This is a genomic window from Agathobaculum faecis, from assembly GCF_014287995.1.
Taxonomy (GTDB): domain Bacteria; phylum Bacillota; class Clostridia; order Oscillospirales; family Butyricicoccaceae; genus Agathobaculum; species Agathobaculum ammoniilyticum.
Genome location: NZ_JACOPL010000003.1, coordinates 131,200 through 157,411, shown reverse-complemented (window position 1 = coordinate 157,411; position 26,212 = coordinate 131,200). Strand labels below are relative to the sequence as shown.

Annotated in this window: 32 protein-coding genes; 20 read left to right on the top strand and 12 right to left on the bottom strand. The window is 57.5% G+C overall.

What is annotated here, in order from left to right; genetic code table 11:
• Window positions 1-20: 20 nt before the first annotated feature.
• On the bottom strand, window positions 21-698 hold the full coding sequence (locus tag H8S45_RS04270) for a TIGR00266 family protein (RefSeq protein ID WP_054326798.1): 678 nt from the start codon (window positions 696-698) through the stop codon (window positions 21-23).
• A 238-nt stretch (window positions 699-936) separates the two neighbouring features.
• Here H8S45_RS04270 and H8S45_RS04265 point away from each other — a divergent pair, with 238 nt between their 5' ends.
• The 8 genes from H8S45_RS04265 (at window position 937) to H8S45_RS04230 (ending at window position 9,246) form a co-directional block, all read left to right on the top strand.
• Complete coding sequence (locus tag H8S45_RS04265; protein ID WP_054326799.1) at window positions 937-1,521, top strand: GerMN domain-containing protein; 585 nt, start codon at window positions 937-939, stop codon at window positions 1,519-1,521.
• Between the two features lie 359 nt (window positions 1,522-1,880).
• A complete protein-coding gene (locus tag H8S45_RS04260) occupies window positions 1,881-2,708 on the top strand; it encodes a sugar phosphate isomerase/epimerase family protein (RefSeq protein ID WP_054326800.1) in 828 nt (275 codons plus the stop codon).
• Between the two features lie 133 nt (window positions 2,709-2,841).
• A complete protein-coding gene (locus tag H8S45_RS04255) occupies window positions 2,842-4,245 on the top strand; it encodes an MFS transporter (RefSeq protein ID WP_107630892.1) in 1,404 nt (467 codons plus the stop codon).
• A gap of 43 nt (window positions 4,246-4,288) precedes the next feature.
• Entirely contained in the window at window positions 4,289-5,347 is a 1,059-nt protein-coding gene (locus H8S45_RS04250; protein ID WP_054326803.1) for a zinc-dependent alcohol dehydrogenase, read from the top strand.
• Between the two features lie 17 nt (window positions 5,348-5,364).
• Window positions 5,365-6,228 carry a transketolase gene (locus tag H8S45_RS04245; protein ID WP_107630890.1) on the top strand — a complete coding sequence of 288 codons (864 nt, stop codon included), beginning with the start codon at window positions 5,365-5,367 and terminating at the stop codon, window positions 6,226-6,228.
• 6 nt (window positions 6,229-6,234) lie between these two features.
• On the top strand, window positions 6,235-7,203 hold the full coding sequence (locus H8S45_RS04240) for a transketolase family protein (protein ID WP_186949608.1): 969 nt from the start codon (window positions 6,235-6,237) through the stop codon (window positions 7,201-7,203).
• A gap of 40 nt (window positions 7,204-7,243) precedes the next feature.
• Entirely contained in the window at window positions 7,244-8,356 is a 1,113-nt protein-coding gene (locus tag H8S45_RS04235) for a glycerol dehydrogenase (protein WP_054326805.1), read from the top strand.
• A gap of 2 nt (window positions 8,357-8,358) precedes the next feature.
• Window positions 8,359-9,246: an AraC family transcriptional regulator gene (locus H8S45_RS04230; RefSeq protein ID WP_186949606.1), complete on the top strand. Its 888-nt coding sequence runs from the start codon at window positions 8,359-8,361 to the stop codon at window positions 9,244-9,246.
• Between the two features lie 77 nt (window positions 9,247-9,323).
• Here H8S45_RS04230 and thiE read toward each other — a convergent pair whose 3' ends face one another.
• From thiE to H8S45_RS04205, 5 genes are all read right to left on the bottom strand, one after another.
• On the bottom strand, window positions 9,324-9,959 hold the full coding sequence (thiE, locus tag H8S45_RS04225) for a thiamine phosphate synthase (protein WP_107630887.1): 636 nt from the start codon (window positions 9,957-9,959) through the stop codon (window positions 9,324-9,326).
• Between the two features lie 14 nt (window positions 9,960-9,973).
• Window positions 9,974-10,711, bottom strand: a complete 738-nt coding sequence (locus H8S45_RS04220) for a nitrilase-related carbon-nitrogen hydrolase (RefSeq protein WP_186949604.1) — start codon at window positions 10,709-10,711, stop codon at window positions 9,974-9,976.
• Entirely contained in the window at window positions 10,687-11,163 is a 477-nt protein-coding gene (locus tag H8S45_RS04215; protein ID WP_054326810.1) for a YbaK/EbsC family protein, read from the bottom strand. Before H8S45_RS04215 ends, H8S45_RS04220 begins: the two co-directional genes overlap by 25 nt.
• Window positions 11,163-11,696 carry a DUF1836 domain-containing protein gene (locus H8S45_RS04210; RefSeq protein ID WP_107630885.1) on the bottom strand — a complete coding sequence of 178 codons (534 nt, stop codon included), beginning with the start codon at window positions 11,694-11,696 and terminating at the stop codon, window positions 11,163-11,165. The genes H8S45_RS04215 and H8S45_RS04210 overlap by 1 nt, the downstream gene beginning before the upstream one ends.
• 79 nt (window positions 11,697-11,775) lie before the next feature.
• On the bottom strand, window positions 11,776-12,564 hold the full coding sequence (locus tag H8S45_RS04205) for a class I SAM-dependent methyltransferase (protein ID WP_207724442.1): 789 nt from the start codon (window positions 12,562-12,564) through the stop codon (window positions 11,776-11,778).
• 187 nt (window positions 12,565-12,751) lie between these two features.
• Between H8S45_RS04205 and H8S45_RS04200 the strand changes: the two genes are divergently transcribed.
• From H8S45_RS04200 to rbr, 5 genes are all read left to right on the top strand, one after another.
• Window positions 12,752-13,984: a polysaccharide deacetylase family protein gene (locus tag H8S45_RS04200; RefSeq protein ID WP_159068066.1), complete on the top strand. Its 1,233-nt coding sequence runs from the start codon at window positions 12,752-12,754 to the stop codon at window positions 13,982-13,984.
• 152 nt (window positions 13,985-14,136) lie between these two features.
• Entirely contained in the window at window positions 14,137-14,790 is a 654-nt protein-coding gene (trhA, locus tag H8S45_RS04195) for a PAQR family membrane homeostasis protein TrhA (RefSeq protein ID WP_054326814.1), read from the top strand.
• 254 nt (window positions 14,791-15,044) lie between these two features.
• Entirely contained in the window at window positions 15,045-15,626 is a 582-nt protein-coding gene (locus H8S45_RS04190) for a hypothetical protein (protein ID WP_054326815.1), read from the top strand.
• A gap of 135 nt (window positions 15,627-15,761) precedes the next feature.
• A complete protein-coding gene (locus tag H8S45_RS04185; RefSeq protein WP_054326816.1) occupies window positions 15,762-16,148 on the top strand; it encodes a Fur family transcriptional regulator in 387 nt (128 codons plus the stop codon).
• 74 nt (window positions 16,149-16,222) lie between these two features.
• On the top strand, window positions 16,223-16,762 hold the full coding sequence (gene rbr, locus H8S45_RS04180; protein ID WP_054326817.1) for a rubrerythrin: 540 nt from the start codon (window positions 16,223-16,225) through the stop codon (window positions 16,760-16,762).
• 81 nt (window positions 16,763-16,843) lie between these two features.
• Here rbr and H8S45_RS16980 read toward each other — a convergent pair whose 3' ends face one another.
• Complete coding sequence (locus tag H8S45_RS16980) at window positions 16,844-17,386, bottom strand: PLP-dependent cysteine synthase family protein (protein WP_456236939.1); 543 nt, start codon at window positions 17,384-17,386, stop codon at window positions 16,844-16,846.
• Entirely contained in the window at window positions 17,361-17,777 is a 417-nt protein-coding gene (locus H8S45_RS16975) for a PLP-dependent cysteine synthase family protein (RefSeq protein ID WP_456236938.1), read from the bottom strand. Before H8S45_RS16975 ends, H8S45_RS16980 begins: the two co-directional genes overlap by 26 nt.
• A gap of 135 nt (window positions 17,778-17,912) precedes the next feature.
• Here H8S45_RS16975 and H8S45_RS04170 point away from each other — a divergent pair, with 135 nt between their 5' ends.
• The gene (locus H8S45_RS04170) at window positions 17,913-18,632 is read left to right on the top strand and encodes a peptidoglycan recognition protein family protein (RefSeq protein WP_054326819.1); all 720 of its coding nucleotides are present in this window, start codon (window positions 17,913-17,915) and stop codon (window positions 18,630-18,632) included.
• A 43-nt stretch (window positions 18,633-18,675) separates the two neighbouring features.
• Here the strand turns inward: H8S45_RS04170 and H8S45_RS04165 are convergent, their stop codons facing one another.
• Window positions 18,676-18,930 (bottom strand): hypothetical protein, encoded by a 255-nt coding sequence (locus H8S45_RS04165; RefSeq protein WP_054326820.1) that lies wholly within the window; start codon window positions 18,928-18,930, stop codon window positions 18,676-18,678.
• An 83-nt stretch (window positions 18,931-19,013) separates the two neighbouring features.
• Here H8S45_RS04165 and H8S45_RS16555 point away from each other — a divergent pair, with 83 nt between their 5' ends.
• Window positions 19,014-19,280, top strand: a complete 267-nt coding sequence (locus H8S45_RS16555; RefSeq protein WP_307718887.1) for a helix-turn-helix domain-containing protein — start codon at window positions 19,014-19,016, stop codon at window positions 19,278-19,280.
• 42 nt (window positions 19,281-19,322) lie between these two features.
• Here H8S45_RS16555 and H8S45_RS04155 read toward each other — a convergent pair whose 3' ends face one another.
• Complete coding sequence (locus H8S45_RS04155) at window positions 19,323-20,414, bottom strand: dipeptide epimerase (RefSeq protein ID WP_147573957.1); 1,092 nt, start codon at window positions 20,412-20,414, stop codon at window positions 19,323-19,325.
• Between the two features lie 40 nt (window positions 20,415-20,454).
• Window positions 20,455-21,819, bottom strand: coding sequence for a dipeptidase PepV (gene pepV / locus H8S45_RS04150; protein ID WP_107630878.1), 1,365 nt, complete (start codon window positions 21,817-21,819; stop codon window positions 20,455-20,457).
• A gap of 217 nt (window positions 21,820-22,036) precedes the next feature.
• Here pepV and H8S45_RS04145 point away from each other — a divergent pair, with 217 nt between their 5' ends.
• Complete coding sequence (locus tag H8S45_RS04145; protein ID WP_054326822.1) at window positions 22,037-23,200, top strand: DUF819 family protein; 1,164 nt, start codon at window positions 22,037-22,039, stop codon at window positions 23,198-23,200.
• 50 nt (window positions 23,201-23,250) lie between these two features.
• On the opposite strand, the gene H8S45_RS04140 is transcribed toward H8S45_RS04145, so the two are convergent.
• Window positions 23,251-23,910, bottom strand: coding sequence for a Crp/Fnr family transcriptional regulator (locus H8S45_RS04140; protein WP_054326823.1), 660 nt, complete (start codon window positions 23,908-23,910; stop codon window positions 23,251-23,253).
• A 128-nt stretch (window positions 23,911-24,038) separates the two neighbouring features.
• Between H8S45_RS04140 and H8S45_RS04135 the strand changes: the two genes are divergently transcribed.
• The 4 genes from H8S45_RS04135 (at window position 24,039) to H8S45_RS04120 (ending at window position 26,206) form a co-directional block, all read left to right on the top strand.
• Window positions 24,039-24,746, top strand: coding sequence for a 4Fe-4S binding protein (locus H8S45_RS04135; RefSeq protein ID WP_054326824.1), 708 nt, complete (start codon window positions 24,039-24,041; stop codon window positions 24,744-24,746).
• A gap of 75 nt (window positions 24,747-24,821) precedes the next feature.
• Window positions 24,822-25,370 carry a class I SAM-dependent methyltransferase gene (locus H8S45_RS04130; RefSeq protein WP_054326825.1) on the top strand — a complete coding sequence of 183 codons (549 nt, stop codon included), beginning with the start codon at window positions 24,822-24,824 and terminating at the stop codon, window positions 25,368-25,370.
• A gap of 39 nt (window positions 25,371-25,409) precedes the next feature.
• On the top strand, window positions 25,410-25,946 hold the full coding sequence (locus H8S45_RS04125; RefSeq protein ID WP_054326826.1) for a putative signal transducing protein: 537 nt from the start codon (window positions 25,410-25,412) through the stop codon (window positions 25,944-25,946).
• Window positions 25,947-25,960: 14 nt separating this feature from the next.
• Complete coding sequence (locus tag H8S45_RS04120; RefSeq protein ID WP_054326827.1) at window positions 25,961-26,206, top strand: hypothetical protein; 246 nt, start codon at window positions 25,961-25,963, stop codon at window positions 26,204-26,206.
• Window positions 26,207-26,212: the final 6 nt, after the last annotated feature.

Here is a 26,212-nt window from a genome sequence, read left to right as displayed (position 1 = left end):
TGCAAATAATGACCAGCCGGTCAGCCGTTGCCCGTAGGGATGAACGGGCGGATGGCCATGGCGACGCCGGAGATCGGCATGGTCTGCAGCCAGATTTTGCCCGGGCCGGTCAGGGTAGTGTTAAACAGCCCCTCACCGCCGAGCAGCTTGTTTTTCAGGCCGGGTACCTGCTGGATATCGATGGACACGCTCGGCTCAAAGCCCGCGACGTTTCCGGTGTCAACCACCATTTTCTGCCCCGCAGCCAGATCGTATTCGACCAACTCGCCGTCAATCTCAACAAAGGCGGTGCCGGAACCGGACAGGCGCTGCATAATGAAGCCCTCACCGCCGAAAAAGCCTGCGCCCAGCTTTTTATTGAAATGGATGGAAAGCTCAACTCCCGCTTCCGAGGCGAGGAATGCGTTTTTTTGCACGATCATTTCGCGGCCGGGGGCGATATCGAGCGGCAGGACTTTGCCGGGGAAGCTGGAGCCGAAAGCGATCATGCCCGCGCCGTTCGCGGTATAGATGTTCTGGAACATGCTTTCGCCGGAAAAAGCTTTGGAAAACATTTTCCCAAGGCCGCCGCCGCGCGTTTCCATCTGCATATTGGGACTCATCCAGACCATAGAACCCTTTTCCGTGATCATCTGCTCGCCGTCGGCCAACTGGCAGACCACGACCGGAAATACGCCGCCCTTGATTTCATAATTCATACGGTATCCTCCTTTTACAGTGCTGAGGTGAATAAAACTTCCATTTTTATAGTATCGTGGAAACGGGATGCTGTCAAGCAAATGGAACAAGGCTTGTATCCGGTTCGTCTAATATGATATAATTGAAAACATAATAAAAGGAATACCGATTTGCCAGGGCGGGTTTGGCTGTGCGCGGCCCTTGTGCCGGAAGGCTGCTGCCGTGGCGCTGTGATGCAAAAGGAAGGAGGCGTTTTGGATGAAAAAACGTACTTTGATTGTTATTGTGGTCCTGATAGTAGTCGCGTTGATCGCGGCGGCATGCGTATATGGCTATGTGTCGGGGCGGCAGCAGACACAGGAAGAGCCGCCCGTCAGCGAACCGGAAAAGCCAGCGGAGCCGGAAGGGCCGGATACGCCGGACAAGCCGGACGAGGAGCCGGTGCAGCCAGACAACCCCAACCCTTCGGGCGGGGAGTCGGTGATCGTGTATGTGCCGGATGAACAGGGCGAAACCCTGACGCCGGTCGGCGCGGACGCGAAGGACGACTCGGATCAGGCATTGGTGGACGCGCTGATCGCGGCCAATTCCCTGCCGGCTGGTGTCGAGGTCCAGTCGTCGTCCGTGGAGGACAGCGTACTCAAGCTGGACATGAACGCCGCCTATGGCGAGGCGGTCCGCGCGTCCGGCACCACGGGAGAGAGCATGCTGATCTATTCGCTGGTCAATACGTTCGCGCAGGCGCGCGGCGTGGATCAGGTTTTGATCACAGTGGACGGCGCTCCGCTCGAAACCGGACACGATATCTATGACTATCCGTTAACGGCAAACAGCAACCCGTAAAGGTATGGACGGCCCCTGCGAAAACGCAGGGGCCGTTTTTTGCGCCATATGCAGGAAAAGACAGGGGATAATTCATATTGATAAAAAGCACAGGCGGTAAGCCACCGGACGCACCCGAGGCGTCCGGCGGCTTTTTTCTTTGCGGGGTTATAAATTTTTATTGTAGCAATCCTGACAAAGCGCCGTAGGGAAATTTGTGATTATTGTCGGGAGTGTGTTAAATCTTTATTCAGATGGACCTAAAAAGTTGGAAGCTGTCCCTCTGAAACATGGAAAGTTTGTGCGAATTGTTTAAAATGAAACGTACAAAAAGAAAAAATATATGCAATAGTACGATTGGAGGCGGAGGAGGACAGGATATGGAACAATGTTACAATTTGCAGACCTGCGCGGCGAATTCATCATTGGAGCAGGATATCAGGCTTTGCGCGGACGTGGGTTTTTCCTCGGTGGAAATCGATTTTCAAAAGGCGAGAAACTATCTGCAGGAACACACGCTGCAGGATCTCAGCCGGCTGATGCAAGCGCACCGGATGCGGTGCGCCTCGATAAATGCAATATTTTCCATAAACTTTTGCACAGAGCAGCAGTGGGAGGACGTATGCGCCCAGTTGGACTTCGCCTGCGACCTGGGGGAAGCGGCCGGTGCGGATCGGGTGATCGTCCTTTCTAACGAACGGGCCGATCTGCCGGCAGGCGTCACCGACGAAGCGGTCTTTACGGACACGCTGCAGGCGTTGCATCGCCTAGCGGACAGGGGCGGGGCGAGAGGGATGAAGATCGCTTTCGAGCCGGTCGGAACCATGGCGATCGGGGATATCGGCACCGCTTGGCGGCTGGTGCAGGCGGCGGACCGGCCGGAGGTCGGGCTGGTGATCGACGATTTCAACCTGTACTTGTGGGATGTGGGCGCGGACTTTGATGTGATCTGCCGCATCGCGCCGGAAAAGGTGTTCATGGTGCATCTCAACGATGCGGAAAAGATTCCGTTTGCGCGGCTTGACCAGAACCACCGCTGCATGCCGGGAGACGGGCGGATCGACGTGCGGCGATACATGGAATGCGTCCGCGCCTGCGGCTATGACGGTCCGGTATCGGTTGAGGTGCTCAATTCGGAGATCTGGGCGAAAGGACCGGAGACGGTTATCCCTGAGGCCTATGAGAAAATGGGGAAATTCGTCGATTGATGTGCGATTGATGCGCGGCTGTTGCTGCAGGACAGCCGCGGATTGAGGAATGATGCATGCGTTAGGAGGGGGAGACGGAATCAAGCATAAGCGGAAAAGAGGATAAAACAATGATACGGAATAGGAGAACGGTATGACGAATTTACAAAATGAAAGCAAACGCTTCTATGTCAAAATTGGTACCGGAGAAAAGCTCGCCTATGGCTTCTGGGGCTTTGGCAGCGACCTGGTATTCCAGACGATCACGATTTACTTAACGTTTTTCTACACGGATATCTTCGGCATCACGCCTGCTCAGGTAACCGCACTGTTCCTGGCCGCGCGTGTCTGGGACGCGATCAACGACCCTCTGATGGGCGCGATCGTGGAAAAATGTCATTTCAAGCATGGCAAATACATCCCCTGGTTCGTGGGGCTGTGTATCCCGTACGGCATTTCGACGGTGCTGGTATTCACAACGCCGGAAAGCATCAGCAAGGTTGCGTACGCGTGGTTTACTTATATCCTGTTTGGTATGCTGTTTACCGGCATCATCATTCCGGTGACCTCGCTGTCCTCTTCCATGACGCAGGACCCGATCGAGCGCGCTAAACTCAATTCGTTCCGTATGTTCTGCTCGGGTATCGGCGGCGTGGCCTGCTCTATCTTGGTGCCAAAGCTGTCCGAATCGCTGGGTACTACGCCGCAAAACGGCTACCAGCGCGCCATGCTGATCCTCTCGGTCGTAATGGTGATTTCGTTCCTTGTGGCTGGTAAGGTGTGCAAGGAGCGCGTGCCGGAATCCGCGATGGATAAGGAGGAGCCGTTCCGCTGGCGGGATATCGGTACGCAGTTTGCAAAGAACAAGCCGCTGCTCATCCTGTTTGTCATGTATCTGGCGGCCTACACCTACAACATTCTGGTTTCCTCGGTCGGCACTTACTTCCTGCAGTACAACGTGGTGCAGTATAACATCTCTACCTCGATGGATATGGGTACTTGGAATCTGCTGCAAACGCTTCCGTCCATTATCCCGATGCTGTTCGTACCGGCGATTGCACGGCGCGTGGGCAAAAAAATGACCGTAATTTACGGCTGCGCGATCTCCACGATCGGCATGCTGCTGTTCTTTGTCATGCCAAACACAATGATGATCGGCTTCTGCATTGGCAAGGCGCTCGGCTCGTTCGGCTACGGCATGACGCTGGCAACGATCTGGTCCACCCTGCCGGATTGCGTGGAATACGGCGAATATGTCACCGGACGCCGCTGCGGCGGCTTGATCTTCTCGCTCGCATCGTTCTCGATCAAGATCTCCATGACGATCGCGGGTATCCTGCCGACCATCCTGTTCAGCTTCACCGGCTATGTGGCGAACGCGGTGCAGAACGAAGCGACACTGACCGTTATCAAGGCGCTGAATTCTCTGGTGCCGGCGGTCATCCTGATCATTGGCATTCTGGTTTATACGCGGTACTCGCTGACCGAGAAGCGGTTTGACGAGATCGTAGAGGAGCTGACCCGCCGCCGTATGGCTGCCAAGCAGGCGGAGGACTGAGCTGCAACACAACAACGCAACAAGAATAAGGAGGCTAAACGCAATGAAAGTGGTATGCGGTATTAAGGTCGGTAATATGAAGGATCCGGACGAGACGAAGCGGGGCAAGGTCGGCATTGTCGACTTTGCGGTAAAGCCGGTCGGGCCGGAGGAAGTGAAGATCAAGGTTGCGTATTGCTCGATCTGCGGCTCGGATCCGCATATCGTGGGCGGCGCGTTTGGTCTGGAGCCGCCGTTCGGCCTGGGGCATGAGATGTCGGGCGTGATCGTCGAGCTGGGCGAGCGCGCCGGCGATACTGGACTCAAGGTGGGCGACCATGTGGGCGGCAATTTCCTGCATTACTGCGGAAGCTGCTATTACTGCAAGACCGGCAATCCGGAATACTGTGAGAACGCGGGCAATGAGCCATGCATGGCGGAGTATGTCGTTTGGCACAAGTCCCAGGTGGTCAAGCTGCCCAAGGGCGTCAGCCTGCTACAGGGCTGCATGATGGAGCCGCTTTCCATCGGCGTGCGCATCATGGATAAGTCCAACCTGCAGACCGGCGGCCGCGTGCTGGTTTCCGGCGGCGGTCCGATCGGCCTGATCACCTGCCAGCTGTTCAAAAAGCGCGGCGCGGCCTGCCTGACCCTGTCCGAGCCGAACCAGGAGCGCTGCGCGATCGCCAGGAGCATCGGCGTGGATTACACGGTCGATCCCACGAAAGAGGACCTGTTTGCGCGCGGCATGGAGATCACCGAGGGGCATGGCTATGACGTGATTGTCGAGGTTTCCGGCGTGCCGGGCGCGGCGCAGTCTGTGCTGCCGCTTGCGGCAAAGTGCGGCACCGTGCTGTTTTCCGCGATGTTCCCGAATTCGTACGACCTGCCGTTCAACCTGTACGAGTACTGCTACAACCGGCAGATCACGGTCAGCGGCACCTACTGCACGCATTTCAACTTTGAGCGCACGGCGCTGATGCTGCCGGATATGGATTTCAGCGCGTTCACAAAGCCGGAGCAGATCTTTGATATCGATGACTGCGAGCAGGCGTTTGCGGCGCACCTGAGCGGCAAATATCCGAAAATCGTCATCCGATGCAACCGGTTTGACGGGGAATAACAAGGAGGGTCTTGAAGATGAGCGAGAAAAAGCTGTTGACGATTGCGGAGCTGGAGGACAAGTGCGTCGATATCCGGAGCGATCTGCTGAATTTTATTTACCGCATCGGTATGGGCCATCTGGGCGGCGAGCTGTCCATTGTGGAGATGGCGGTCGCGCTGTATTACAAATACCTGAACTTTGACGTCATGGACCCGCACAAGGAGGGCCGCGACCGCTTCATCCTCTCCAAGGGCCATTGCTCGGAGACGCTGTACACCATCTTTTCCGATCTGGGGGCGTACACGCAGGACTACATGGTCGAGCACTTTGAAAACCTCGACCAGTACAAGTTTGGCATGCACTCCAACCGAAAGAAATGCCCGCAGATCGAGGTTTCGGCTGGCTCGCTCGGCCACGGCCTGCCGATCGCGGTCGGCTATGCGCTCGGCGCGCGCTACCGCAAGGAAAACTACCGCGTTATCGTCATGATCGGCGACGGCGAATTCGACGAGGGTACCAACTGGGAGGCCCTGATGGCGGGCGGCCATTACCAGCTAAACAACCTGACCTGCATCCTGGACAAAAACGGCCTGCAGATGACGGGTACGACCGAACATGTCATGAACATAGATCCGGTGGCGGACAAGGTGCGCGCATTCGGCTGGGAGGTCATCGAAATCGAGGACGGCAACGACATGGCGCAGGTCTGCGCGGCGCTCGACCACCTGCCGGAGCGCGACTATGCAAAGCGCGCCAAGCCGACGTTCATTATCTCCAACACGGTCAAAGGCAAGGGCGTTTCCTTCATGGAAGGCAACCACAAGTGGCACGGCGGCGGCATCGGTGAAGAGGATCTCAAGACCGCGCTCGCGGACGTTGCAAAAATGAGAAAGGCGTGATGAACGATGGCAGCGAAAACGACTTACGATTTTGATATGATGCTCTCCAACGCCCGCGAGGCGTACGGCGAGGAGCTTTACAAGATGGCCTGCGAGGGCAAGGATTTTGTGTTTACCTTCAGTGATAATGTGGCGCCGTCCTCCTCGGCGGGCAAGCTGCTCAAGGAGTTTCCGGAGCGGTGCTTCAACTTTGGCATTGCCGAGCCCGACCAGGTCGGCGCGTCGGCAGGTCTGGCGCTGTCCGGCTGCACGGTGTTCTCTCAGGTGTTCGGTCCGTTCCTGCCCCTGCGCGCGGCCGACCAGATCCATACCGACATTGCGTATAACGACGTGAAGGTCCGTCTCATCGGCACCCATTCGGGCGTGACCGCGGGCGGCGGCCCGACCCATAACGACATCGCAGACCTGGCGCTCTACCGCGCTATCCCCAACCTGACGGTTGTCGTTCCCGCTGATGCGGCGCAGTGCTGCAAGTTTATCCGTGCGTCGATGGATTACGAAGGTCCCATGATTATCCGCATCGACCGCGCAGGCTCGCCGAACGTCTACGCCGAGGATTATGAGCTGACCATTGGCAAGGCGATCGAGACGCTGGAGGGTACGGACGCCTACATCATCTCGTGCGGCTCCAACCTGTACGAGTGCCTGATGGCGGCCAAAATGATGAAGGAAAAGCATGGCTCGAGCATCGGCGTTCTGGATATGCACACCATCAAGCCGCTCGACGAGGACGCCATCCTGCGTGTGGCGCAGAAGACCGACAATATCGTCACCGTAGAGGACCACTCGATCAACGGCGGTCTGGGCGGCGCGGTGGCCGAGGTCCTGTGCGAGGTCAGCTACAAGGGCAATTTCCGCCGTGTCGGCATGCCGGATGAGTTCGCTGTGCTGGGCTCGACGGACGACATCTACCATTATTACGGCATGGACCGCGATGGCATCACGGCAAAGCTGGAAGAGATGCTGCGCCTGTGACCGGACGACTGTTTTAGAGGGAAAGCGAGGGAATACTGAAATGATGACACAAGTCATGGGCTGCTGCGGAAAGTATGTGCAGGGCTACGGCGTGCTTCACGACCTGAACAAATATGTGGACTGGATGGGTTCAAAATTTCTGGTCGTCGCCAGCAAAAACCGGATGCGCGACCTGAAGGACACCATATCCGTCGCGCTCGCGGGAAAAGAAGTCTCCTTTTATGAGTTTTCCGGCGAATGCAGCTGGTCCAATATCCAGAAGCTGATGGACGCGGCGCAGTCGTTCGGCGCACAGACGCTGATTGGCATTGGCGGTGGAAAGGTGGTGGATTCGGTCAAGGCGGCGGCGTTTAAGGGCGGGCTGCTCAACGAGGTCATCATTCCGACAATTGCGGCGACCGACGCCTATACCAGCGCGGCATCCTGCATTTACGACGAACAGACGCACATGATGACCGAGGCGATCAACTCCCCCAAAAACCCCGACCTTGTGCTGGTGGATACCGAGATCCTGCTGAAAGCGCCGGTACGCCAATTCGTCTCTGGCATGGGCGACGCGCTTTCCACCTATGTCGGCGGCCTAGTGTGTCAGGACAATTATTTTAATAATCACCACGGCGGCGTGGGTACGCACAGCGCGCTGGCGATCGCCAAGCTGTCCTACGACATGCTGTTCCGGTACGGCCGGCAGGCCAAGCTGGCCGCGGAAAAAAGGGCGCTGAGCGACGCATATAATGCTATAATAGAAGTGAACATACTGATGAGCGGCATGGGGTTTGAAAACAACGGCTCTTCTTCGGATCACAGCTTTTATTTCGGCACCTTGGCGCTGCCGGACCGAGAGGAATATGTTTACCACGGCGAGGGCGTGGCGTTCTCCACCTGCTGCCAGCTCGTGATGCAGGGCGCATCCAATGAACAGCTTGACGAGGTTTACCGCTTCTGTCGGGATGTGGGCCTGCCCATCACCTTTGATGATATGCATTTGAGCGACCTGACGGACGAAGAGTACGATATCATGACAAAAGCGGCGCTGGAGCAGGGCTTCATACACAACCAGCCGTTTGAGGTCACTTATGAGAAGGTGCTTGGGGCTTATAAGGCGGCAGATGCGATAGGCCATCTGTACCATGAGGGAGGATCGCTGCTGTAAATATGAATGACCGGCAGTATATGAAGAACATAGCGGAGCTTGCGTTTTCCGGATATAAATTTGTTGTATATTATGCGGAAATGCTCGACCGCTGGATCGCCGAATTCCCGCATAACCATCCCATGTATGAGATCTATTATGTACTGGAGGGGAATGTAAGGATCAATATTGCCGGTACGGTGCAGGAATTGCGGGAGGGGCAGGCGTGCGTCCTTTCCAAGGATATCAAGCACCATCTGTATTACGACCCTGACGTACCCAAACGGTACTTTGCGCTGATCTTTGACATTGTCCCCTGCGAGCGGCTTGCCATGAACGGGCCGGATGGGACAGCCGAGCTTGCGGATATCCGGCAGGCGCTGCTTCCGGTCGATAGAACAGGCTTTCAGATACTCAACGCACATGCAGACGCACGGCAGAACGTCGAACGCATCCTTGAGGAAATCAGGGAGCGCCGGCTCGGCTGGAATACGCAGGCAGTCATGCTGTGCTATCAGTTTTTCGTTTTGACGCTGCGGCAGATCATGAGAGCGCCGGTCAGGGACGTGCATTTCTCCGGTCATGAAAACCTGGCGATGCAGGTGTCCATGTATATCCATGCGCATTATCCGGAAAATATTTCGGTGGAAAGCGTGGCTGAAGCCCTTAACGTATCGCCGCGCCACATCAATCGGGCCTATAAAGCGATGTTCTCTACAACATTTATGAAAAACACCAACCTGCTCCGCATTGCATACGCAAAAAATTACCTGTGTACGACCGATTTGTCCATCGAGGAGATCGCGGAAAAGATCGGCTTCACCTCATCGCGGGCGCTGTACAAGCTGTTTCAGCAATATGAGGGGCTTTCCCTGTCGCAGTATCGGGAGCGGCATAAAAAAGACAACTGAATACACCATATAGAAAGCCGCAGGCTCCGTGAGAGGACCTGCGGCTTTCGTATTCTGCTGCATGGGGGAGCGCGGCGTCAGCGCTTTTCGCGCATGGACAGCACCCTTTGACGGATTGCGGCCGCTGCGGCGCGCGGGTCGTCCGCTTTCATAACGGCGGACACGACCGCCACACCCGCGATCGGGCTGTCCGCGAGAACGTCCAGATTATCTGCCTGCAGGCCGCCGATGGCGACCACCGGAATGGGAACGGCGCGGCAGATCTCGTTCAGTGTGGAAACCGGCGTCAGCCTGGTGGCAACGTGGGTCGTGGTGGGATAGATCGCGCCTGTGCCGAGGTAGTCCGCGCCGTCCGCATAAGCGGCCTTGGCGGCTTCGACGGATTTCGCGGTCGCGCCGACGATCCGGTCCGGCCCCAGCAGACTGCGGCAGACCGCAACCGGCAGGTCGCTCGCCCCGACATGCACGCCCGCCGCGCCGCAGGCGAGGGCGACGTCCACCCGATCGTCAATAATGAGCGGCACCCGGAAGCGGTCGGCGACCTCCTTGACCCGCCGCGCGAGCGCAAGGTAATCGCGGCCGCCGGTATCCTTTTCGCGAAGCTGAATGAGCGTCGCGCCGCCGGCGCAGGCCTCACTGACCGCGCTCAACAGGCTGTCCTCCGTGTGGTAGCTGCTGTCCGTAATAACGTAGAGCGTGGGATCGAATTGCATGTTGATTCCTCGATTCATATTGATATATTGAGCAGGCCACAGCCCGATTCGAGCGCGCCGAGTCCGGCGCCGTCCGGCGCGAACGCGGCGCTGTGGCCAATGAAGCGGTTCGGCGCGTATTGATCGGCGCCGAGTACGGTCATATGGTTTTCAATCGCGCGGGCGCACAGGAGGGTGCGCCAGTGCAGCAGCTTGTTCGGCCCCGCGACCCAGCCGGCGGGGACGAACAGAACTTCCGCACCTGCGGCCCGTTGCGCGGCAGCCAGCGCGGGAAAACGAAGCTCGAAGCAGGTGATAATGCCAAGGCGTCCGGCGGGGGTATCTACTGTCGGAAAAGCACAGTCGCCCGCCCGACATTCATCGGATTCGCGGTAGTCGAACGCATCATACAGCATTTGCTTGCGGTGGCAGCCGCGCAACGTGCCGCGGGCATCCAGCACAACGACGGTGTTGTACGGCAGGCCATCCGTGCGCTCATATACACCGGCGGCAAGCCACAGGCCATGCCGCCGCGCCAGCTCGGCCAAGGCGGTCACGAACGGACCGTCCAGCGGCTCTGCGGCCTGTATGTTCAGCGACCGCCTGTTCGTTTTTGCATAAAACATGCTGTATTCCGGCAAAAACAGCATGGATGCGCCGGCATCCGAGCTTTCCTGCGCAAACGATTGAATGGCGTGCAGGTTGTGCCGCTTGTCCGTTCCGGCGCCGAACTGCGCAAGGGAAACGGTTATGCCTCGCGCCAGCCCTTGCATACGTCCACCCATGCCTTGTAGCCGGAGAACTGCTCCAGCTCCGGAATGGTCAGCTCGATGGCAGAGTTCGCGGAGCCGCAGGCGGGGAATACCGTTTCGAACCGGTGGAGTGATTCATCCAGGAAAACGGTCACGCCGGAGTTGATGCCGAACGGGCAGACCCCGCCGACCGCGTGGCCGATTTCCGGCTCGACCTCATCAAAGGCGAGCATTTTTGCCTTGCAGCCGAAGCGGGCCTTGTATTTGGGATTATCCACCTTAGCGTCGCCTGCGGTGACAATCAGGATTACGCCGCCGTTCGTGCGGAACGACAGCGTTTTGGCAATGCGGGCCGGCTCGCAACCGACAGCTTGTGCCGCCAGCTCGACGGTGGCGGAGGAGGTGTCGAATTCCAACACGCGTTGCGCCGCACCGAAGCGGGACAAATGGTTTTTTGCTTTTTCAATAGACATCAGGTAGTTCCTCCACTCTGTTCCGGTATGGTATCGATCAGGCGCTCGCATAGGCGGCGCAGATAGATCGCGGTTTCGCTCAGCGTCAGGCAAAGCACGAGACGCTCGTCCGGATCATGCGGGTCGGCGGGCAGATACTCGCGCAGCAGGGGCGGGATAAGCGCGCGGATGCGCTCCTTGTTCTGGAGCAGCCGCGTATAGCCGGCCTCAAAATCCACGCCGTCCCGTCCGGTCAGGGCCTTCACGTCGCTGAGCTTGAGCGTCTGCTTGAGATGGTAGACGCAGAGCAACTGCATGATTTGCTGGCGGGTGTATTTTTTGCCGCGCACGGGTGCCAGCAAGCCCTCCTTGACATAGTTGTGGACCATGGTTTTTGTCAGCAACTTGTCAGTTGGGTCGCGTTTTTCCGCCGAAAGCGTCTCGTCGAACAGCGACAACACCTGGTCCATATACAGATCAAGCCGCGGCACATCGGCAGGCTGGATATCCTGATCGGAAAAAACCTCGTCGATCAGCGCATCAAGCTCGGACATGCGTTCACCTCATTCCTTTCCTTATATTATAGTCCTTTCCCTCGGCCGGTGCAAGGGTGCGGGCTATCTGTCCGGCGGCTCACTTTTGGAAAATATCGAGCGCATGGCTGGTGACGCCCGCCAGATCCGGCCGCTCGCAGGTGGCGAAGTGGTATTTCAGATACAGTGCGAAGGCCGCTTCGTCCATTTGGTCGACCGCCTCGCGCATGAACAGGGCACAGCCATCCGACGCCACATAATGCAGGCGGGTCACGGGGAAATCCGCCATCAGTTTGTCGATATCCTCCTTGCGAACAAGCTCGAACAGGTCCTTTGGCTGCGAGGTAGCGGCAAAGGTTTCCGCATCGAGCAGTCCGTCGCGGATATACGCGCGCACATCGATATTGCCCCGGTGGAAGCCTTCGTCCAGCAGGCAGCCGTCAGAGATGACATAAGCGGCGAAAACAATACCGCCCGGCTTTGTTACGCGGAGCGCCTCCCGCAGCGCCTGCTGCTTGTCCCGCTTGGTGTAGAGGTGGTACAGCGGCCCGAGCAGCAGCGTGATATCGTATGTGCCGTCCGGAAAGGCGGACAGATCCAGTGCGTTGCCCTGAACGACGCGTACCTTTTCCTGGGGCTGGGTGTGCGCGCGGAACACCTCGATGTTGTGTTCGACCAGCTCCACCGCGTCCACGGTGTAGCCCTGCTGCGCGAGCGCGTGGGAGTAGCGGCCGGTTCCCGCGCCGATTTCAAGCACGCGGCTACCGGGGGACAGGTATTTCCCGATGTAATGCATGGTGGTCAGAAACTCAACCGTTCCGTGCGGGAGCCGCAGCCGGCTGTCCTCGTCATAGTGGCTGTAGAAATCGATCAGATAACGGTTGTCCATGATCGGAAGCCTCCTTTTGGGGAAATCGATGCGCCTGCCGCCGGACGGCCTGCGGCGTATTGCTGTGATTATACCACAGACCGGAACCGGCCGCAAGACGGCCGGCAGGTGGACAGCGGCACAAAAATATGCTATACTTAAACAATAAACCATGGGGGATTGCGATAAAAGGGGGCAAACCAGTGCGATGAAACGGTTTTTGAGGGATGGGCTTTTGGCGGCCTGCCTTGCGGTGATGCTTTCCGCTTTCGGAACCTGCGGTGCGGCCGGCACGAAACTGCCGGTGCTGATGTATCACGATTTGACGACCGACCCGTCCAAAACCAACAGCATGACGGTCACGGACGAACGGTTCCGGCTGGATATGGAATTTTTACAGCAGTTCGGCTATACGCCGCTGCTGCCGGCGGACCTGATCAATATTCGGGAAGGGAAAATGCAGCTGCCGGACAAGGCGGTGATGGTAACCTTCGACGATGGCTACCGCTCCAACTATGATTATGCTTATCCGGTGCTGCAGAACACCGGTATGAAAGCCGCGATTGCGGTTGTTGCGCATAATATCCGGCAGGAAGGGGACGCCGATTCCGCACGGCACAATATGACCTGGGATGAGCTGCGGGAGATGGTGGACAGCGGCGCTGTCGAGGTCGGCTCGCATACCTATAACCTGCATAACCCGCAGTATGGCGGAAACAACGCGCCCGATGGCATCAACGGGGTGATGCGCCTTAAGGGAGAATCGCGCAGCGCGTATAACGCGCGGGTGGGCGGTGACCTGTCGAGCAGCGTACAGTTGATCCTGACGCATACCGGCCAGGAAAAGGTCAATTATTTTTCCTACCCGTTCGGCGCGTATGACAGTTGGATGCCGGACTTGCTGGCACAGGCGGGGATACAGGTCAGCGCGCTGACCAATCCTGGTCTGTCCGAGATTTCCGTTACCCTACAGGGTCTTTCGCGTTACGGGATCACGATGGACCGGCCGGTGTCCGCGCTGCTGCGGCAGACCGACCAGGCGGTTCCGGCGCTGGCCGCGGTATCGGTCAACGGGGAGCTGGCCAAGCTGCCGGCCTACTACATCAATGGCAACAATTATGTGCGCGTGCGGGACGTTGCGGTCCTGCTGGGGGGAACGGGCAGCGCGTTTAACGTAGAGTGGAACAGCGGGAAAAATCGCGTGGAGCTGCAGTCGTTTACGCCATACACGCCGCTGGGGACGGAAAACGCGCCCCTGTCCGGCGAGACCCGCACGGTTCAGTCCATCACAGAGCCGACCGTGGCGGACAGCGTACCCAGCATGGTCGCGGCTTATAATGTTGACGGGTATACCTATTATAAGCTGCGTAGTCTGGGCGACCTGTGCGGTTTTGCAGTCGATTGGGACGAGGAATCGCAGACGGTCATTGTAACCGCTTAAAAGGGAAATACACCTGCTCGAAAAGGCAGGTGTATTTTTTGCTTGCAAGGGAAAAATGTTTACAAAACAGTGCTTGCATTTTTTGAAAAATGTAGTATCATAAAAGATATAAAATAGTTTTATAAACTATATTAAATTGAGGAGGAAACAATATGCCCCGCGTATTCCAGAAAGCCAGGGAGCCGTTTTCCAGTTATTCACATTTTGTGGGCGCGGTGCTCAGCGGGCTTGGTTTGCTGATCGTACTGGTGCGGTTGCTGTTCGGCAGTGCGGTATCAGGTTCGCTGGCTGCTGCGGCCGTTATCTTCTGCCTTTCCTTGATCGCTCTGTATTCCGCAAGCAGCGTGTACCACTTTTCCGAGAAGGGCGAAGCAGTGGTGCGGCGCCTGAAAAAGCTGGATCACAGCATGATCTATGTGCTGATCGCGGGAAGCTATACCCCGATTCTCTTACGCTATATGCCGTCGCCGCGCTGCTATGTGTTCCTTGGTGCGGTCTGGCTGGTCGCACTGGCCGGTATCGCGGTCAAGCTGCTCTGGATCGATGCGCCGCGATTGATCGGTACGGCGCTGTATCTGGTGCTTGGCTGGGCGATTGCCTTTGACTTTGGCGCGGTGCTGTCCATGCCCGTGCCGGCGATCGCCTTGCTGGCAGCAGGCGGCCTATCCTATACCGTGGGCGGTATTATTTATATGGCGAAGAAACCAAATCTCGGACCGCTGATCGGCTTCCATGAGCTGTTCCACCTGTTCGTGATCGTGGGAAGTCTGTGTCACTACGCGATGGTTTTTTGGTATGTGCTGTGATACCGCCTTTGAGCGGAATATACAAAGCTGCCAGTGGAAAACGTGAAAACTGCACAGCGCAGGGGGAAGAGCGACCGCTATTCCCTGTCATATATACACACAAAAAGAAAAAGATTATGAATTTTGTATAAAAACAGAATGTCAGTTTATACAAAAAGATCTAATTACTGTTGCAGGCGAGCAAAAAAACATGGTAAAATATTTGTCAAGAAATGAGAAATCTGGTAATTTTACTTGGCAAAAGGATGAAATCAATGAAGCAGATGCAGATAAACGGGCAGGATGCCCGTCAGTCGGTATGCACCGAAATAAAGGGCGGCTGGAGCCTCCTGCGCACGTCCGACTGTGCGGAGGGGCGCGAATATGCGCTGCGGGCGCATCGGAAAACCGACCGGACCCTGCGAATACTCGAGCAGACCCTGTATGCCATGCTGGAAGGCCTGTCTGTCGCGGTGCTGGTGGAAGACAACACCGGCCGGATTGCGCATATGGCCATGCAGGCGGTAAAGGGGCAGGCGCCGGATTGCCGGTTGCTGGCGCGTGCCGGTGGGACCGCGTTTGTCGCGCTGCCGGAGCCGGATGCCTGCCGGACTGTGGTGGAGAAGCTGGCGGAATTGTCGCATGGCCGTGAAGATGTCCGGATTCGGATTGCCGGCTATATGGGCGCGTGCCTGCCGGAAGTCCGTTTCGCGGGCCTGCTCAAGGGCGGCGCGGACGTGGAGCTGCTTTACACAGGCGGAGCTTGTCCGGAGCTGCGGTTCCGCACGCGGCGGGAGCATATGACGGCGGATGCGGTATGGATGCGCCTGTACCCCTGCTGGCAGGCAGCGGCATAAAAGAGAAACCGTTTTTCCATGTACGACATGGGAAAACGGTTTTTTTATTTTATTTTCGGGAATACTTGACAAGAGTTGAAAAGAGGAGTAAAATATCAATTGATATAAGATATTAATTAGAAAGAGGGTGACATTATGCAGACCAGAAATACTGTACAGCGTCAGATTGTCCTGCAGGCGGTATTGCGCATGCACGACCATCCAACGGCGGATACTGTATATGCGGCGGTTGCGGCGGAGCACCCGTCGATCAGCAAGGCCACAGTATACCGCAATTTGAACCAGCTGGCCAATCAGGGAGAGATCCGCCGTGTTCCTGTTCCAAACGGGGCGGACCGCTTTGATTTCAATACCGAGGAGCATTACCATGTCCGCTGCAGCGGCTGCGGCGCGGTGTTCGATGTGTATATGCCACATATCGATAACCTGATCGAGCGCATCGACGATGCGTCTGGCGTTTCGGTGCAGCGGTACGATATTTTGTTCGAGGGTCTTTGCCCGAAATGCGGCGGCAAGGCGTAACCGGTGTTATTTTGGCGGCGGAAGCGCCGTTCACAAATAAAAATCCTGTAAAAAACGAGAGGAGAAATGTTATTATGGCAAACTTGAAGGGCAGCAAGACGGAAGCAAACCTCCAGACCGCTTTTGCGGGCGAGTCCATGGCGCGCAATAAATACACCTATTTTGCATCCAAGGCACGGAAGGACGGCTACGTCCAGATTGCGAAGATTTTTGAGGAAACCGCGAATAATGAGAAGGAGCATGCGAAGATCTGGTTTAAGCTGCTCAACGGCGGCATCGACGATACCGCGGCCAACCTGAAAGCGGCGGCCGAGGGTGAGAACTACGAGTGGACCGACATGTACGCGACCTTTGCCAAGGAAGCGCGCGAGGAAGGCTTCGACGATATTGCGTACCTGTTTGAAAAGGTCGGTGAGATCGAGAAGGAGCATGAGGCCCGTTACCTCAAGCTGCTCTCCAACGTGGAGAACAAGGTGGTATTCTCCCGCGACGGCGACTGCATCTGGCAGTGTTCGAACTGCGGCCACATCGTTGTTGGCAAGCAGGCGCCTGAGGTATGTCCGGTTTGCGCACATCCGCAGGCTTACTTTGAGATCAAGGCGGACAACTATTAAGATATAAGATGCTGCGCATCCGTTCCGAAAGCGCAGGCTGAAATAAGAAACACCGCGGAATTTTGATTCCGCGGTGTTTTTTCAGTTTTCGGCGAACAACGGGGTGGAGAAATACCGCTCCGCGGTATCCGGCAGGACGGTAACGACCGTTTTGCCAGTACCGAGCTTTTTGGCAAGCTGGATGGCGGCCGCGACGTTTGTACCGCTCGAAATGCCGCACATCAGCCCCTCGAGCCGCGCAAGGTCCTTGGCGGTGCGGAGCGCCTCCTCGTCCGTAACGATGTAGAGGTGGTCGTAGATTTTGGTGTTCAGGTTTCTGGGGATGATGCCGTCGCCAATACCCATTTGCAGGTGGGTGCCGATCGAACCGCCCGACAGGATGGCGGCGTTCTCCGGCTCGACCGCCCAGATTTCCAACTGAGGGTTCTGCGCCTTGAGCACCTCGCCGATGCCGCTGATCGTGCCGCCTGTGCCGAAGCCGGAGCAGAACCCATCGATCGGGGCGCCGACCTGTTCCAGGATCTCGGTTGCGGTATGATGCCGGTGGACCGCAGGATTAGCGGGGTTGTCAAATTGGCCAGGAACAAAGACCTTTGGGTCATTTTTTTGCCATTTCGTTCGCAATTCGCTGGCATTCCGCAATACAGTCGCCGATATTGCCCGCGTCATGTACCAGAATGACTTCAGCGCCATAGTGCTGCACCAGCTTGCGGCGCTCCTCTGAAACGGAGTCCGGCATGATGATTTTGACCGCGTAGCCCTTGACCGCGCCGCACAGCGCCAGGCCGATGCCCTGGTTGCCGCTGGTCGGCTCGACGATGACCGTATCCGGCTGGAGCAGCCCGCGGCGCTCGGCATCCTCCACCATATTGAGCGCGGTCCGCGTTTTGATCGAGCCGCCGACATTAAGCCCCTCGAATTTGACGAACACCTCCGCGCAGCCCGCCGGAACCATACGGTTCAGGCGAACCATGGGCGTATGGCCGACTGCCTCGAGGATGTTACTGTATACCATTGAAAAATCTTCCTCTCAAACGTGTCTACCCCACATTATAGCACAACCTTTTGCATAAGCATAGAACAGATTGACCAAATTGTGTCAATCTGTACGGCTTTTTTTAGAGTTTATGCAGGGAGGAGGTGAAATGTGATGGAGATACATTTTAAGCAGGCGAACGGCGGCAACTATCTGCCCGCGTCGCGCGGCAAGGGGGATATTCAATATCTGGTGATCCATTTTACGGCCAACGACGGGGATACCGCGCAAAACAACGCCGATTATTTCGCGCGGGAGGATATCTCGACCTCGGCCCACTATTTTGTGGACGAAAACGAGGTCTGGCAGAGCGTTGCCGACCATGATATTGCCTGGCACTGTGGCACGAAAGGGACCTATTACCATCCCTACTGCCGCAATGCCAACAGCATCGGCATTGAGATGTGCAGCCGGCTGCAGGATGGGAAGTACTACTTCCGGCAAGGCACAATCGAAAACGCGGAGGCGCTGGCGCGCATGCTGATGGAGAAATACGGCATCGGGGCCGATCATGTGGTGCGCCATTACGATGTGACGCACAAGACCTGCCCCGCGCCGTATGTAGAGAGCGCGGCGGCATGGAACGCATTCAAAACCGGATTGACAGGGGAGATGGATGATATGACGGCAGACGAGGTAAAGCGGCTGATCGAGCAGAGCAGGACGGTTTACGGGACAGTGGACGCGGTGCCTGACTGGGGGCGCGCGACGGTGGAAAAGCTGGTGCGCAACGGCTGGCTCAAGGGCGAGGGGGACGGCAAGGGCCTGAACCTGTCCGAGGACCTGCTGCGCACGCTGGTTATAAATGACCGAGCGGGCATTTATGGGGAATGAAGTAGAAAAAACGGCGGAAATGCAGGATTTCCGCCGTTTTTTTTCAGGTTGGGGTGTGCATAGCCTGTTGCCGCACCGCCTGCTGATGCACGCTCCACCAGCACAGCCCGCAGAGGAACGCGGCGCGCATTGCCTCGCCGACATAGTCGTTGGCGAGCGTTTCCAGCTCGAAAGCGGCCGGCTGCTGGTCGAGCAGTTTGTAGAACGCGCTGGACTCGGCTTCAATCTCGTTTTGGAGACGTTTGTAAAGCGGAGATTCCAGCCAAAGCTCATACTGCCCATGTAGATAATTGTACATTTGTTATTCACCTCACCTTGTATTGTACTAAAGATAGTACAATATGGCAATGGCAAATATGTACTAAAAAATGAACATATATTGTGCAATTTTATGTGTGGTGCTATAATGATAAAAAAGGTGGTGAGTGTTTGCCAATTTGTTATAATAAGCTGTTCGCTACGATCAAGCAGCGGGGAAAAACAGAATATTACCTCCGAAAAAATGGTATTAGTCCGTCTATCTTGAGCAAATTGAAGAATGGGACAGGCGGTATCGATGCGCGAACAATAGAAAAGCTCTGTAAGTTGCTGGATTGTCAACCAGGAGATTTGATGGAATATAAAGAAAGCCCTCAGTCATCCGACTGAGGGCTTTTTGTCAGCGGCTTCCGGTGCCGCGGGCTTATGTAATCAGTCCAGATAGGTGATTTTTTCAACCCCCTTGATGCCCAGCCCCGGCTCGTCGGAAACCGTGATGTCCTTTTCATGGAACACCGCGCCGCCGAGGATGGGATCCTCGGTGCAAAGCACCGGACCGTCCAGGTCGATTTTGGTGATCACCTGCCTGGCACAGGCCAGATGGATGGCCGCGTTGACGCTGACCTTGGCCTCCAGCATACAGCCGAGCATGCACTCCACGCCGTATACCTCGGCCGCGGACGCGATCTTGAGCGCGTTGTACAGGCCGCCGGCTTTCATCAGTTTGATGTTGACCAGGTCGGCCGCGCGCATCTGCATGATGGTCAGCGCGTCGGCCGGCCCCTGCACGCTTTCGTCCGCCATGACCGGAATGGAAACGTTGTCGGTCACATACTTCAGGCCGGTCAGGTCGTGCTGCGCGACCGGCTGTTCGACAAATTCAATATCCAGACCGGCGTCCTCCATCTGGCCGAGGATGCGCACGGCCTCCTTGGGCTTCCAGCCCTGGTTGGCGTCGATGCGGAGCTTGATGCCTTGGCCGACCTCGGCGCGGATGGCCTGCAAGCGGCGCAGGTCGAGCGGCGCGTCCTTGCCGACCTTGCACTTGAGGCAGTCGTACCCGCGGTCAACGGCGTTGCGCGCGTCGCGCGCCATTTCCTCCGGATCGTTGACGCTGATGGTGATATCGGTCACGATTTGGCTGCGGCTGCCGCCGAGCATCTTGTATACTGGTATGTGGTAAAGCTGGCCGTACAGGTCCCAGAGCGCCATATCGACCGCGGCCTTGGCGCTTGTGTTTTTCAGGATGCAGCCCTGCAGGGCGAGCATCAGGTTTTCAAAATCGTCCACCTCGCGGCCGAGCAGGGTGGGGGCGATATGGTCGCGGACCGCGCCGATGATCGCGCCTGCGGTATCGCCCGTGACCGCGCCGGTCGGGGGCGCCTCACCGTAACCGACCGCACCGGTGTCCGTGTGTATCTCAACGATCACGTCCTCGACGGAGGAGACCGAGCGCACCGCAGTCTTGAACGGCACGCGCAGCGGGACGGAAATGCGCCCCAGGCGGATATTGGTAATCTTCATACTGGTTCAGCTCCTTTTGACATAGTCGTGTGTGGGCGGGTCAGCGGGCTAGCTCGTACATTGCCGCCGCGATGATCTCCGCGTTCTGGATGAGGCGCTCGACCTCCATATATTCATCCGGCTTGTGCTCGCGTATCTCGTCGCCGGGGAAGATCGGGCCGAACGCGACCAGATTGGGGATGGATTTGGCGTAGGTGCCGCCGCCGATGGATTTCAGGACCGCCTTTTCACCGGTCTGCTCCTCGTACACCTGGGACAGCTTGCGGATCAGCTCGCTTTCCGGCGGCATATAGATCGCGGCCTTGTGCTTCATTTTTGTCTCGTGGAAGCCGCCGAGCGCGAAGGCGCGCTCCATGCGGGGATGCGCGCCGTCATAGGTTTTGGTGACCGGATAACGCACGGAAAGCGTGAGCGACAGCGTTTCCTCCGCAAAGGCCGCCACGCCGAGGTTGACTGTCAAGTCGCCCGAAAGGTCGTCGCGCATGGCAAGGCCGAGGGATTCGCCGTGCGTTTCCATGCCGATACGTCCGGCCAGGAACGCCATGCAGTCGGCCAGCTCGCCCTCGAGTGGGAGCTGGGTAAGCGCTAGCGCAAGGCGGCCGATGGCGTTCTCGCCCTGCTCGGGCGTGGAGCCGTGTACGGATACGCCCTGCGCCTCTACGCGGATGCCGCCCTCGATCGGCGTCACCGTGACCTTGCTGGCCTGGATGCGCGCTGCCGCGTCGGCCGGACAGGCCAGCTCGGCCATCGCATAGGCAGGGGAGACGTTGGCGGCTGTGCCGCCCTCGAACCGGAGCAGGCGGCAGGGGCCGGTCTGCTCCAGCCTGCGGGAGTAGACGCAGTTCATGATTCCCTTTTCCCCGTTGATGATCGGGTACTCGCCGTCCGGTGTGAAGCCCATGACCGGCGTTTCGCCGCCATGTGCCAGATACCACGCCATATCGTCGCAGCCGGTCTCCTCGTTCGTGCCGAACAGAATGCGGATGCGGCGGGAGGGGATGAAGCCCGCGTCCTTGAGCGCTGCCAGTGCGTACAGCGCGGCCACGGTCGGCCCCTTGTCGTCCATCGTGCCGCGGCCGTAGATGCGCCCGTCTTTGACCTCGCCGGAGAACGGCGCGGCGGCGTTCCATCCGTCGCCGGCAGGCACAACGTCCAAATGGCCGAGCACGGCGATCATTTCCTCGCCCTTGCCGTATTCGCACCAGCCGACGCGGTCGTCCATATTCACGGTGGGGAAGCCCAGGCGCTCGCACAGCGCGAGCGTTTCGTGCAGGCAGCGCGCGACCTCTCGGCCGTAGGGTGCGCCCGCCTCGGGCGTTCCCTCGACGCTGGGGATGCGGATGAGGGCGGCCAGGCTTTGCAGCAGCTCGTCCGCATGCGCGCGGATATAGGGCTTAAAGTCCATATTTATATTCCTCCTTTGGTTATTAACGGCTTATTAACGGTTCTATATCATATTGTACAGGATAAAACGGGAATTTGCAAACCCATCTGTGCAGTTTGCTTGTAATTATCTTGCAAAAAGCCGCGGGATACGGTATACTATTACTGTCATCTGTCAAGGCGTGCGGAGCCGGCGCAGGTGGGAAAAGAGAATGAAAAAGAAATGAGGGAGGAAACCTATGATAACAAACGGTTTTACTTACTTTGCGGTGCTGGCATTTCTGGCTGCAGTGCTGGTGGGTGCGGAAAAGCTGACCAAATGGAAGTTTTTCAAGTTTATCCCGCCGGTCGTGCTGCTGTATTTGCTGACGATGCTGCTGTGTACCGCAGGGGCGTGGGATATGGAGGCGACCTCGGCGGCATATGGCGCGCTGAAAAATAATATCCTGTACGCCATGCTGGTGCTGATGCTGCTGCGCTGCGATATCCGCAAGATACTCAAGCTTGGCCCCCGCATGCTGGGCGGCTTTTTCGCGGCGAGTATCTCGATTTCGATCGGCTTTATTCTAACCTACGCGATCATGCATGGACAGCTCGGTTCGGAAGCGTGGAAGCCCTTGGGCGCGCTGTGCGGCAGCTGGATGGGCGGATCGGGCAACCTTGTCGCCGTATCTGAGGCCCTGCATATCGGAGAAGCGGATCTTGCGTATGCACTGGTGATCGACTCGATCGATTATTCCATCTGGGTCATGTTCCTGCTTTGGGCGATCTCGTTCGCACCGCAGTTCAACAAATGGACCAAAGCCTCCACCGCAACGCTGGACGAGGTTTGCGCCCGCCTGGAAGCGGAAGAAAAAGAGGCGGATAAGCATATTACCTTTGCCGGCCTGCTGTTCCTGATCGGCGGCGCGCTGCTGGTTTCCGCAATCGGGCAGAACATTGGCGCAGCAATCAACGGCGTCGCACCTTGGCTGGATAAGGCGACCTGGACGGTGCTGGTGGTCACGGTGGTTGCGCTGGTTGCGGCGGTTACACCGATCGGCAAGATCGCGGGTGCGGCCGAGTTGTCCAATGTACTGCTGTACATGGTCATCGCGCTGCTGGCGTCCCGCGCAAGCCTGCTGGAGCTGACGGAAGCACCGGTATGGATCATTTCCGGCTTTATGATTCTCGGAATACATGGGATTATTCTGGTTGCCTTGGCAAAAATCTTCAAGCTGGATATGTTCACCTGCGGCGTTGCTTCGCTGGCCAATATCGGCGGCACGGCCTCCGCGCCCATCCTGGCCGGCTCGTATTCCGGCGCGCTGGTGCCGGTCGGCGTTCTGATGGCGCTGATGGGCTATGTCATCGGAACGGGCGGCGGTATTCTGACCGCGAATATCATGAAATTTTTTGCATAACGATCTCTTTTCCAAATGGAAAGCGGCTGTCCGAACCGGACAGCCGCTTTTTATTTTCGGTGTAGGACAAAATGGTTTTTACGGAAGGAGAGCAGCCCGTCCCGCTGCATTTTGCTCAGCTCGTTCGACAGGGCGCTGCGGTCCGCGCCGAGATAATCGGCAAGCTGCTGGCGGTCGAACGGGATATCGAACGTATCGCAGCCGTTCTGCACGGCCTGCGCGGACAGATAGGACAACAGCCTGCCGCGCAGGGATTTCGGCGTTGTGTGGAAGATTTTGCGCGTCAGGGTCAGGTTTTTCCGCGCTGTCACATCGAGCAGGTTGCGGAGCAGGATGTCGCGCCCGCTGTCCTCCCGACCGGCGGGCGCGAGCAGGTGATCCATGGGCAGGAACAAAACTTCGGACGGTTCGGCGGCGACCGCGCTGACCATCATAGGCGTGCCGGGGACGCAGGCGTAGGTTTCCGCAAACACGGCGCCCGGACCGATATGGTCCAGAATTGTTTTGTTGCCCCAGGCGTCGTCGCGCTCAATGGTCACGCCGCCGGACAGCAGGACGCAGAGCGCGTGGGCCGTATCCCCGACCCGATAGACCGGATGACCTTTTTCGTAGGAGCGGCGGTAGCTGTGCAGCTGTTCCAGCAGCGGCGGAAGCTTTGCTTCCGGCAGACCCTGGAACAGGCGGCAGTGCATTAATACGGATGCTTCCATATTTCCTCCTGTTTTGTTGTTACAACAACATACGGTGTGCTACCAGTATAGTAAGATAGGAGCATAAAGTCAAGTATGCGCCGGTTTGTCCGGACGCGGAACAGGTTACCTATCAGGAGGAAACGGATATGATACGGAAAATTATTGAAATCAATGAAAAAAAGTGTAACGGCTGCGGCTTGTGCGCCAATGCCTGCCACGAGGGGGCGATCGGCATGGTAAACGGAAAGGCGAAGCTGCTGCGGGACGATTATTGCGACGGCTTGGGCAACTGCCTACCAGTCTGTCCGACAGGAGCGATCACATTTGTCGAGCGAGAGGCCGCTGCCTATGACGAAGCGGCGGTGCAGGAGAACCTGCGCGCGAAAGCTGAGGCGCAACAGCCGCTTGCCTGCGGCTGCCCGGGCAGCCATGCGCGCGCAATCGACCGTCTCGCCGCACCGCAGGCAGACGGCGCGGTTCCGAAGGTTTCCCAGCTCCGCCAGTGGCCGGTGCAGATCAAGCTGGCGCCCGTCAACGCGCCGTATTTCCAGGATGCGCACCTACTGGTAGCGGCGGACTGCACCGCCTACGCATATGCAAATTTCCATCAGGACTTTATCCGGAACAAAATCACGCTGATTGGCTGCCCCAAACTGGACGAGGGCGATTACAGTGAAAAGCTGACCGAGATCATCCGGCAGAACGATATCAAAAGTGTTACGGTGGTGCGCATGGAGGTGCCGTGCTGTGGCGGTATCGAGCATGCGGTGCGCACAGCCCTGCAAAACAGCGGCAAGTTTATGCCGTGGCAGGTGGTCGTGGTATCGACCACGGGCGAGATACTGGACCGGTAAGGCGTTTGCAAATTCACTCCGCTGTGGTACAATAGCTCATGAGAACGGGGCGTTGGATCGCGGAGGGATAAGAGTATGAATACATTGGACGTGGTGCATGATTTTCTGCGGCGGCAGGTGAAGCCGGGCGCGGTCTGTATCGATGCCACGGCGGGCAAGGGGCGCGACACCGCGCTCCTTTGCCGTCTTGCGGGAAAAAACGGGCGGGTGATCGCGTTTGATATCCAGGAGGCTGCGGTCGAGCAGACGCGCGCGCTGCTGGCGGAGCAAGGCTTGACCGCTGAGGTCGTGCAGGACAGTCACGCGCATATGGCGCGCTATGCGGCGCCGGGGACGGTGGACTGCATTGTGTTTAACTTTGGCCGGCTGCCGGGCGGAGATGCAAAAATATTCACCACAGCCGCTTCCTCGCTTCCGGCGATCGACGCGGGGCTGACGCTGCTGCGGCAGGGCGGCGTGATGGCGCTTGCGCTGTATTATGGGAAAGAAAACGGATATGAGGAGAAAAATGCGATTTTATCGCACTTAAAGTCGATAAATGACCGATTGTTCACTGTTCTGGCATGCGATTGGCTCAACCGACGGAACGACCCGCCGCTGCCGATTTTCATATGGAAAGAGTGAGCGGTCTGTGTTACAATAAAGGAAAAGGAGGGATATGATATGCCTTGGTGTCCCAAATGTAAAGCGGAATACAGAGAGGGGTTTACGGAGTGCAGTACCTGCCGGGTGCCGCTGGTGGATACGCTGCCCGAGGAAAATGAGGAAAATAAGAAGCCGGAGGAATTCGTCCTGCCGGATGGCATGGAGAAACCAATCGCGGTTTACACCGCCAAAAACCGGTTGGAAGCGGAAATGGTCTGCGACATGCTGCGCGAAAATGATATTGTTGTACTCCACCGGCCGGCGGCGTTCCGTCAGATACAGGCTTACAGCGGCGCGGACGCGCGCTTCGGGGTAGAGATTGTAGTCGATGCGAGCCAGACCGCCCGCGCGCGTGCGTTGATCGACGAAATGAACCACAGCTTTGCGGAGGCGCCGGTTGATGAGGAAGAGCTGGCCCGTCTGGCCGAGGAGCAGGCGATGCAGGTGCCGGAGCAGCCTATGGAGGATAACGCTTCGTTCAAGCTGCTGCCCGTGGTGGCAGGCGTGATCGCGGTGGCGCTGCTGCTGCTGTATTTGGTTTCCAACCGTATGTAAAGGGGAGAGTGCCTATGCCGTGGTGTCCGAAGTGTAAAGCGGAGTTCCGCGAGGGCTTCAGCGTGTGCAATACCTGTCATGTGCCGCTGATCGACCATATACCGGATGGGACGGAAACGATCGCGGAGCCTGCTCAGCCCGACGAGGCCTGGTTGCGCGAGGATGGGAAACGGACAAAGCTGCTTCGGCTGCTGCGGACGCTGATTATCCTGTTTCTGGCGCTGGCGGTCGTACTGCTGCTCGCGGATAAGGGGATATAAAAAGGG

Coding starts and splice junctions, on each gene's coding strand:
- H8S45_RS04270 (WP_054326798.1), bottom strand. CDS start 698: ATGAATTATGAAATCAAGGGCGGCGTATTTCCGGTCGTGGTCTGCCAG.
- H8S45_RS04265 (WP_054326799.1), top strand. CDS start 937: ATGAAAAAACGTACTTTGATTGTTATTGTGGTCCTGATAGTAGTCGCG.
- H8S45_RS04260 (WP_054326800.1), top strand. CDS start 1,881: ATGGAACAATGTTACAATTTGCAGACCTGCGCGGCGAATTCATCATTG.
- H8S45_RS04255 (WP_107630892.1), top strand. CDS start 2,842: ATGACGAATTTACAAAATGAAAGCAAACGCTTCTATGTCAAAATTGGT.
- H8S45_RS04250 (WP_054326803.1), top strand. CDS start 4,289: ATGAAAGTGGTATGCGGTATTAAGGTCGGTAATATGAAGGATCCGGAC.
- H8S45_RS04245 (WP_107630890.1), top strand. CDS start 5,365: ATGAGCGAGAAAAAGCTGTTGACGATTGCGGAGCTGGAGGACAAGTGC.
- H8S45_RS04240 (WP_186949608.1), top strand. CDS start 6,235: ATGGCAGCGAAAACGACTTACGATTTTGATATGATGCTCTCCAACGCC.
- H8S45_RS04235 (WP_054326805.1), top strand. CDS start 7,244: ATGATGACACAAGTCATGGGCTGCTGCGGAAAGTATGTGCAGGGCTAC.
- H8S45_RS04230 (WP_186949606.1), top strand. CDS start 8,359: ATGAATGACCGGCAGTATATGAAGAACATAGCGGAGCTTGCGTTTTCC.
- thiE (WP_107630887.1), bottom strand. CDS start 9,959: ATGCAATTCGATCCCACGCTCTACGTTATTACGGACAGCAGCTACCAC.
- H8S45_RS04220 (WP_186949604.1), bottom strand. CDS start 10,711: ATGCAAGGGCTGGCGCGAGGCATAACCGTTTCCCTTGCGCAGTTCGGC.
- H8S45_RS04215 (WP_054326810.1), bottom strand. CDS start 11,163: ATGTCTATTGAAAAAGCAAAAAACCATTTGTCCCGCTTCGGTGCGGCG.
- H8S45_RS04210 (WP_107630885.1), bottom strand. CDS start 11,696: ATGTCCGAGCTTGATGCGCTGATCGACGAGGTTTTTTCCGATCAGGAT.
- H8S45_RS04205 (WP_207724442.1), bottom strand. CDS start 12,564: ATGGACAACCGTTATCTGATCGATTTCTACAGCCACTATGACGAGGAC.
- H8S45_RS04200 (WP_159068066.1), top strand. CDS start 12,752: ATGAAACGGTTTTTGAGGGATGGGCTTTTGGCGGCCTGCCTTGCGGTG.
- trhA (WP_054326814.1), top strand. CDS start 14,137: ATGCCCCGCGTATTCCAGAAAGCCAGGGAGCCGTTTTCCAGTTATTCA.
- H8S45_RS04190 (WP_054326815.1), top strand. CDS start 15,045: ATGAAGCAGATGCAGATAAACGGGCAGGATGCCCGTCAGTCGGTATGC.
- H8S45_RS04185 (WP_054326816.1), top strand. CDS start 15,762: ATGCAGACCAGAAATACTGTACAGCGTCAGATTGTCCTGCAGGCGGTA.
- rbr (WP_054326817.1), top strand. CDS start 16,223: ATGGCAAACTTGAAGGGCAGCAAGACGGAAGCAAACCTCCAGACCGCT.
- H8S45_RS16975 (WP_456236938.1), bottom strand. CDS start 17,777: ATGGTATACAGTAACATCCTCGAGGCAGTCGGCCATACGCCCATGGTT.
- H8S45_RS04170 (WP_054326819.1), top strand. CDS start 17,913: ATGGAGATACATTTTAAGCAGGCGAACGGCGGCAACTATCTGCCCGCG.
- H8S45_RS04165 (WP_054326820.1), bottom strand. CDS start 18,930: ATGTACAATTATCTACATGGGCAGTATGAGCTTTGGCTGGAATCTCCG.
- H8S45_RS04155 (WP_147573957.1), bottom strand. CDS start 20,414: ATGAAGATTACCAATATCCGCCTGGGGCGCATTTCCGTCCCGCTGCGC.
- pepV (WP_107630878.1), bottom strand. CDS start 21,819: ATGGACTTTAAGCCCTATATCCGCGCGCATGCGGACGAGCTGCTGCAA.
- H8S45_RS04145 (WP_054326822.1), top strand. CDS start 22,037: ATGATAACAAACGGTTTTACTTACTTTGCGGTGCTGGCATTTCTGGCT.
- H8S45_RS04140 (WP_054326823.1), bottom strand. CDS start 23,910: ATGGAAGCATCCGTATTAATGCACTGCCGCCTGTTCCAGGGTCTGCCG.
- H8S45_RS04135 (WP_054326824.1), top strand. CDS start 24,039: ATGATACGGAAAATTATTGAAATCAATGAAAAAAAGTGTAACGGCTGC.
- H8S45_RS04130 (WP_054326825.1), top strand. CDS start 24,822: ATGAATACATTGGACGTGGTGCATGATTTTCTGCGGCGGCAGGTGAAG.
- H8S45_RS04125 (WP_054326826.1), top strand. CDS start 25,410: ATGCCTTGGTGTCCCAAATGTAAAGCGGAATACAGAGAGGGGTTTACG.
- H8S45_RS04120 (WP_054326827.1), top strand. CDS start 25,961: ATGCCGTGGTGTCCGAAGTGTAAAGCGGAGTTCCGCGAGGGCTTCAGC.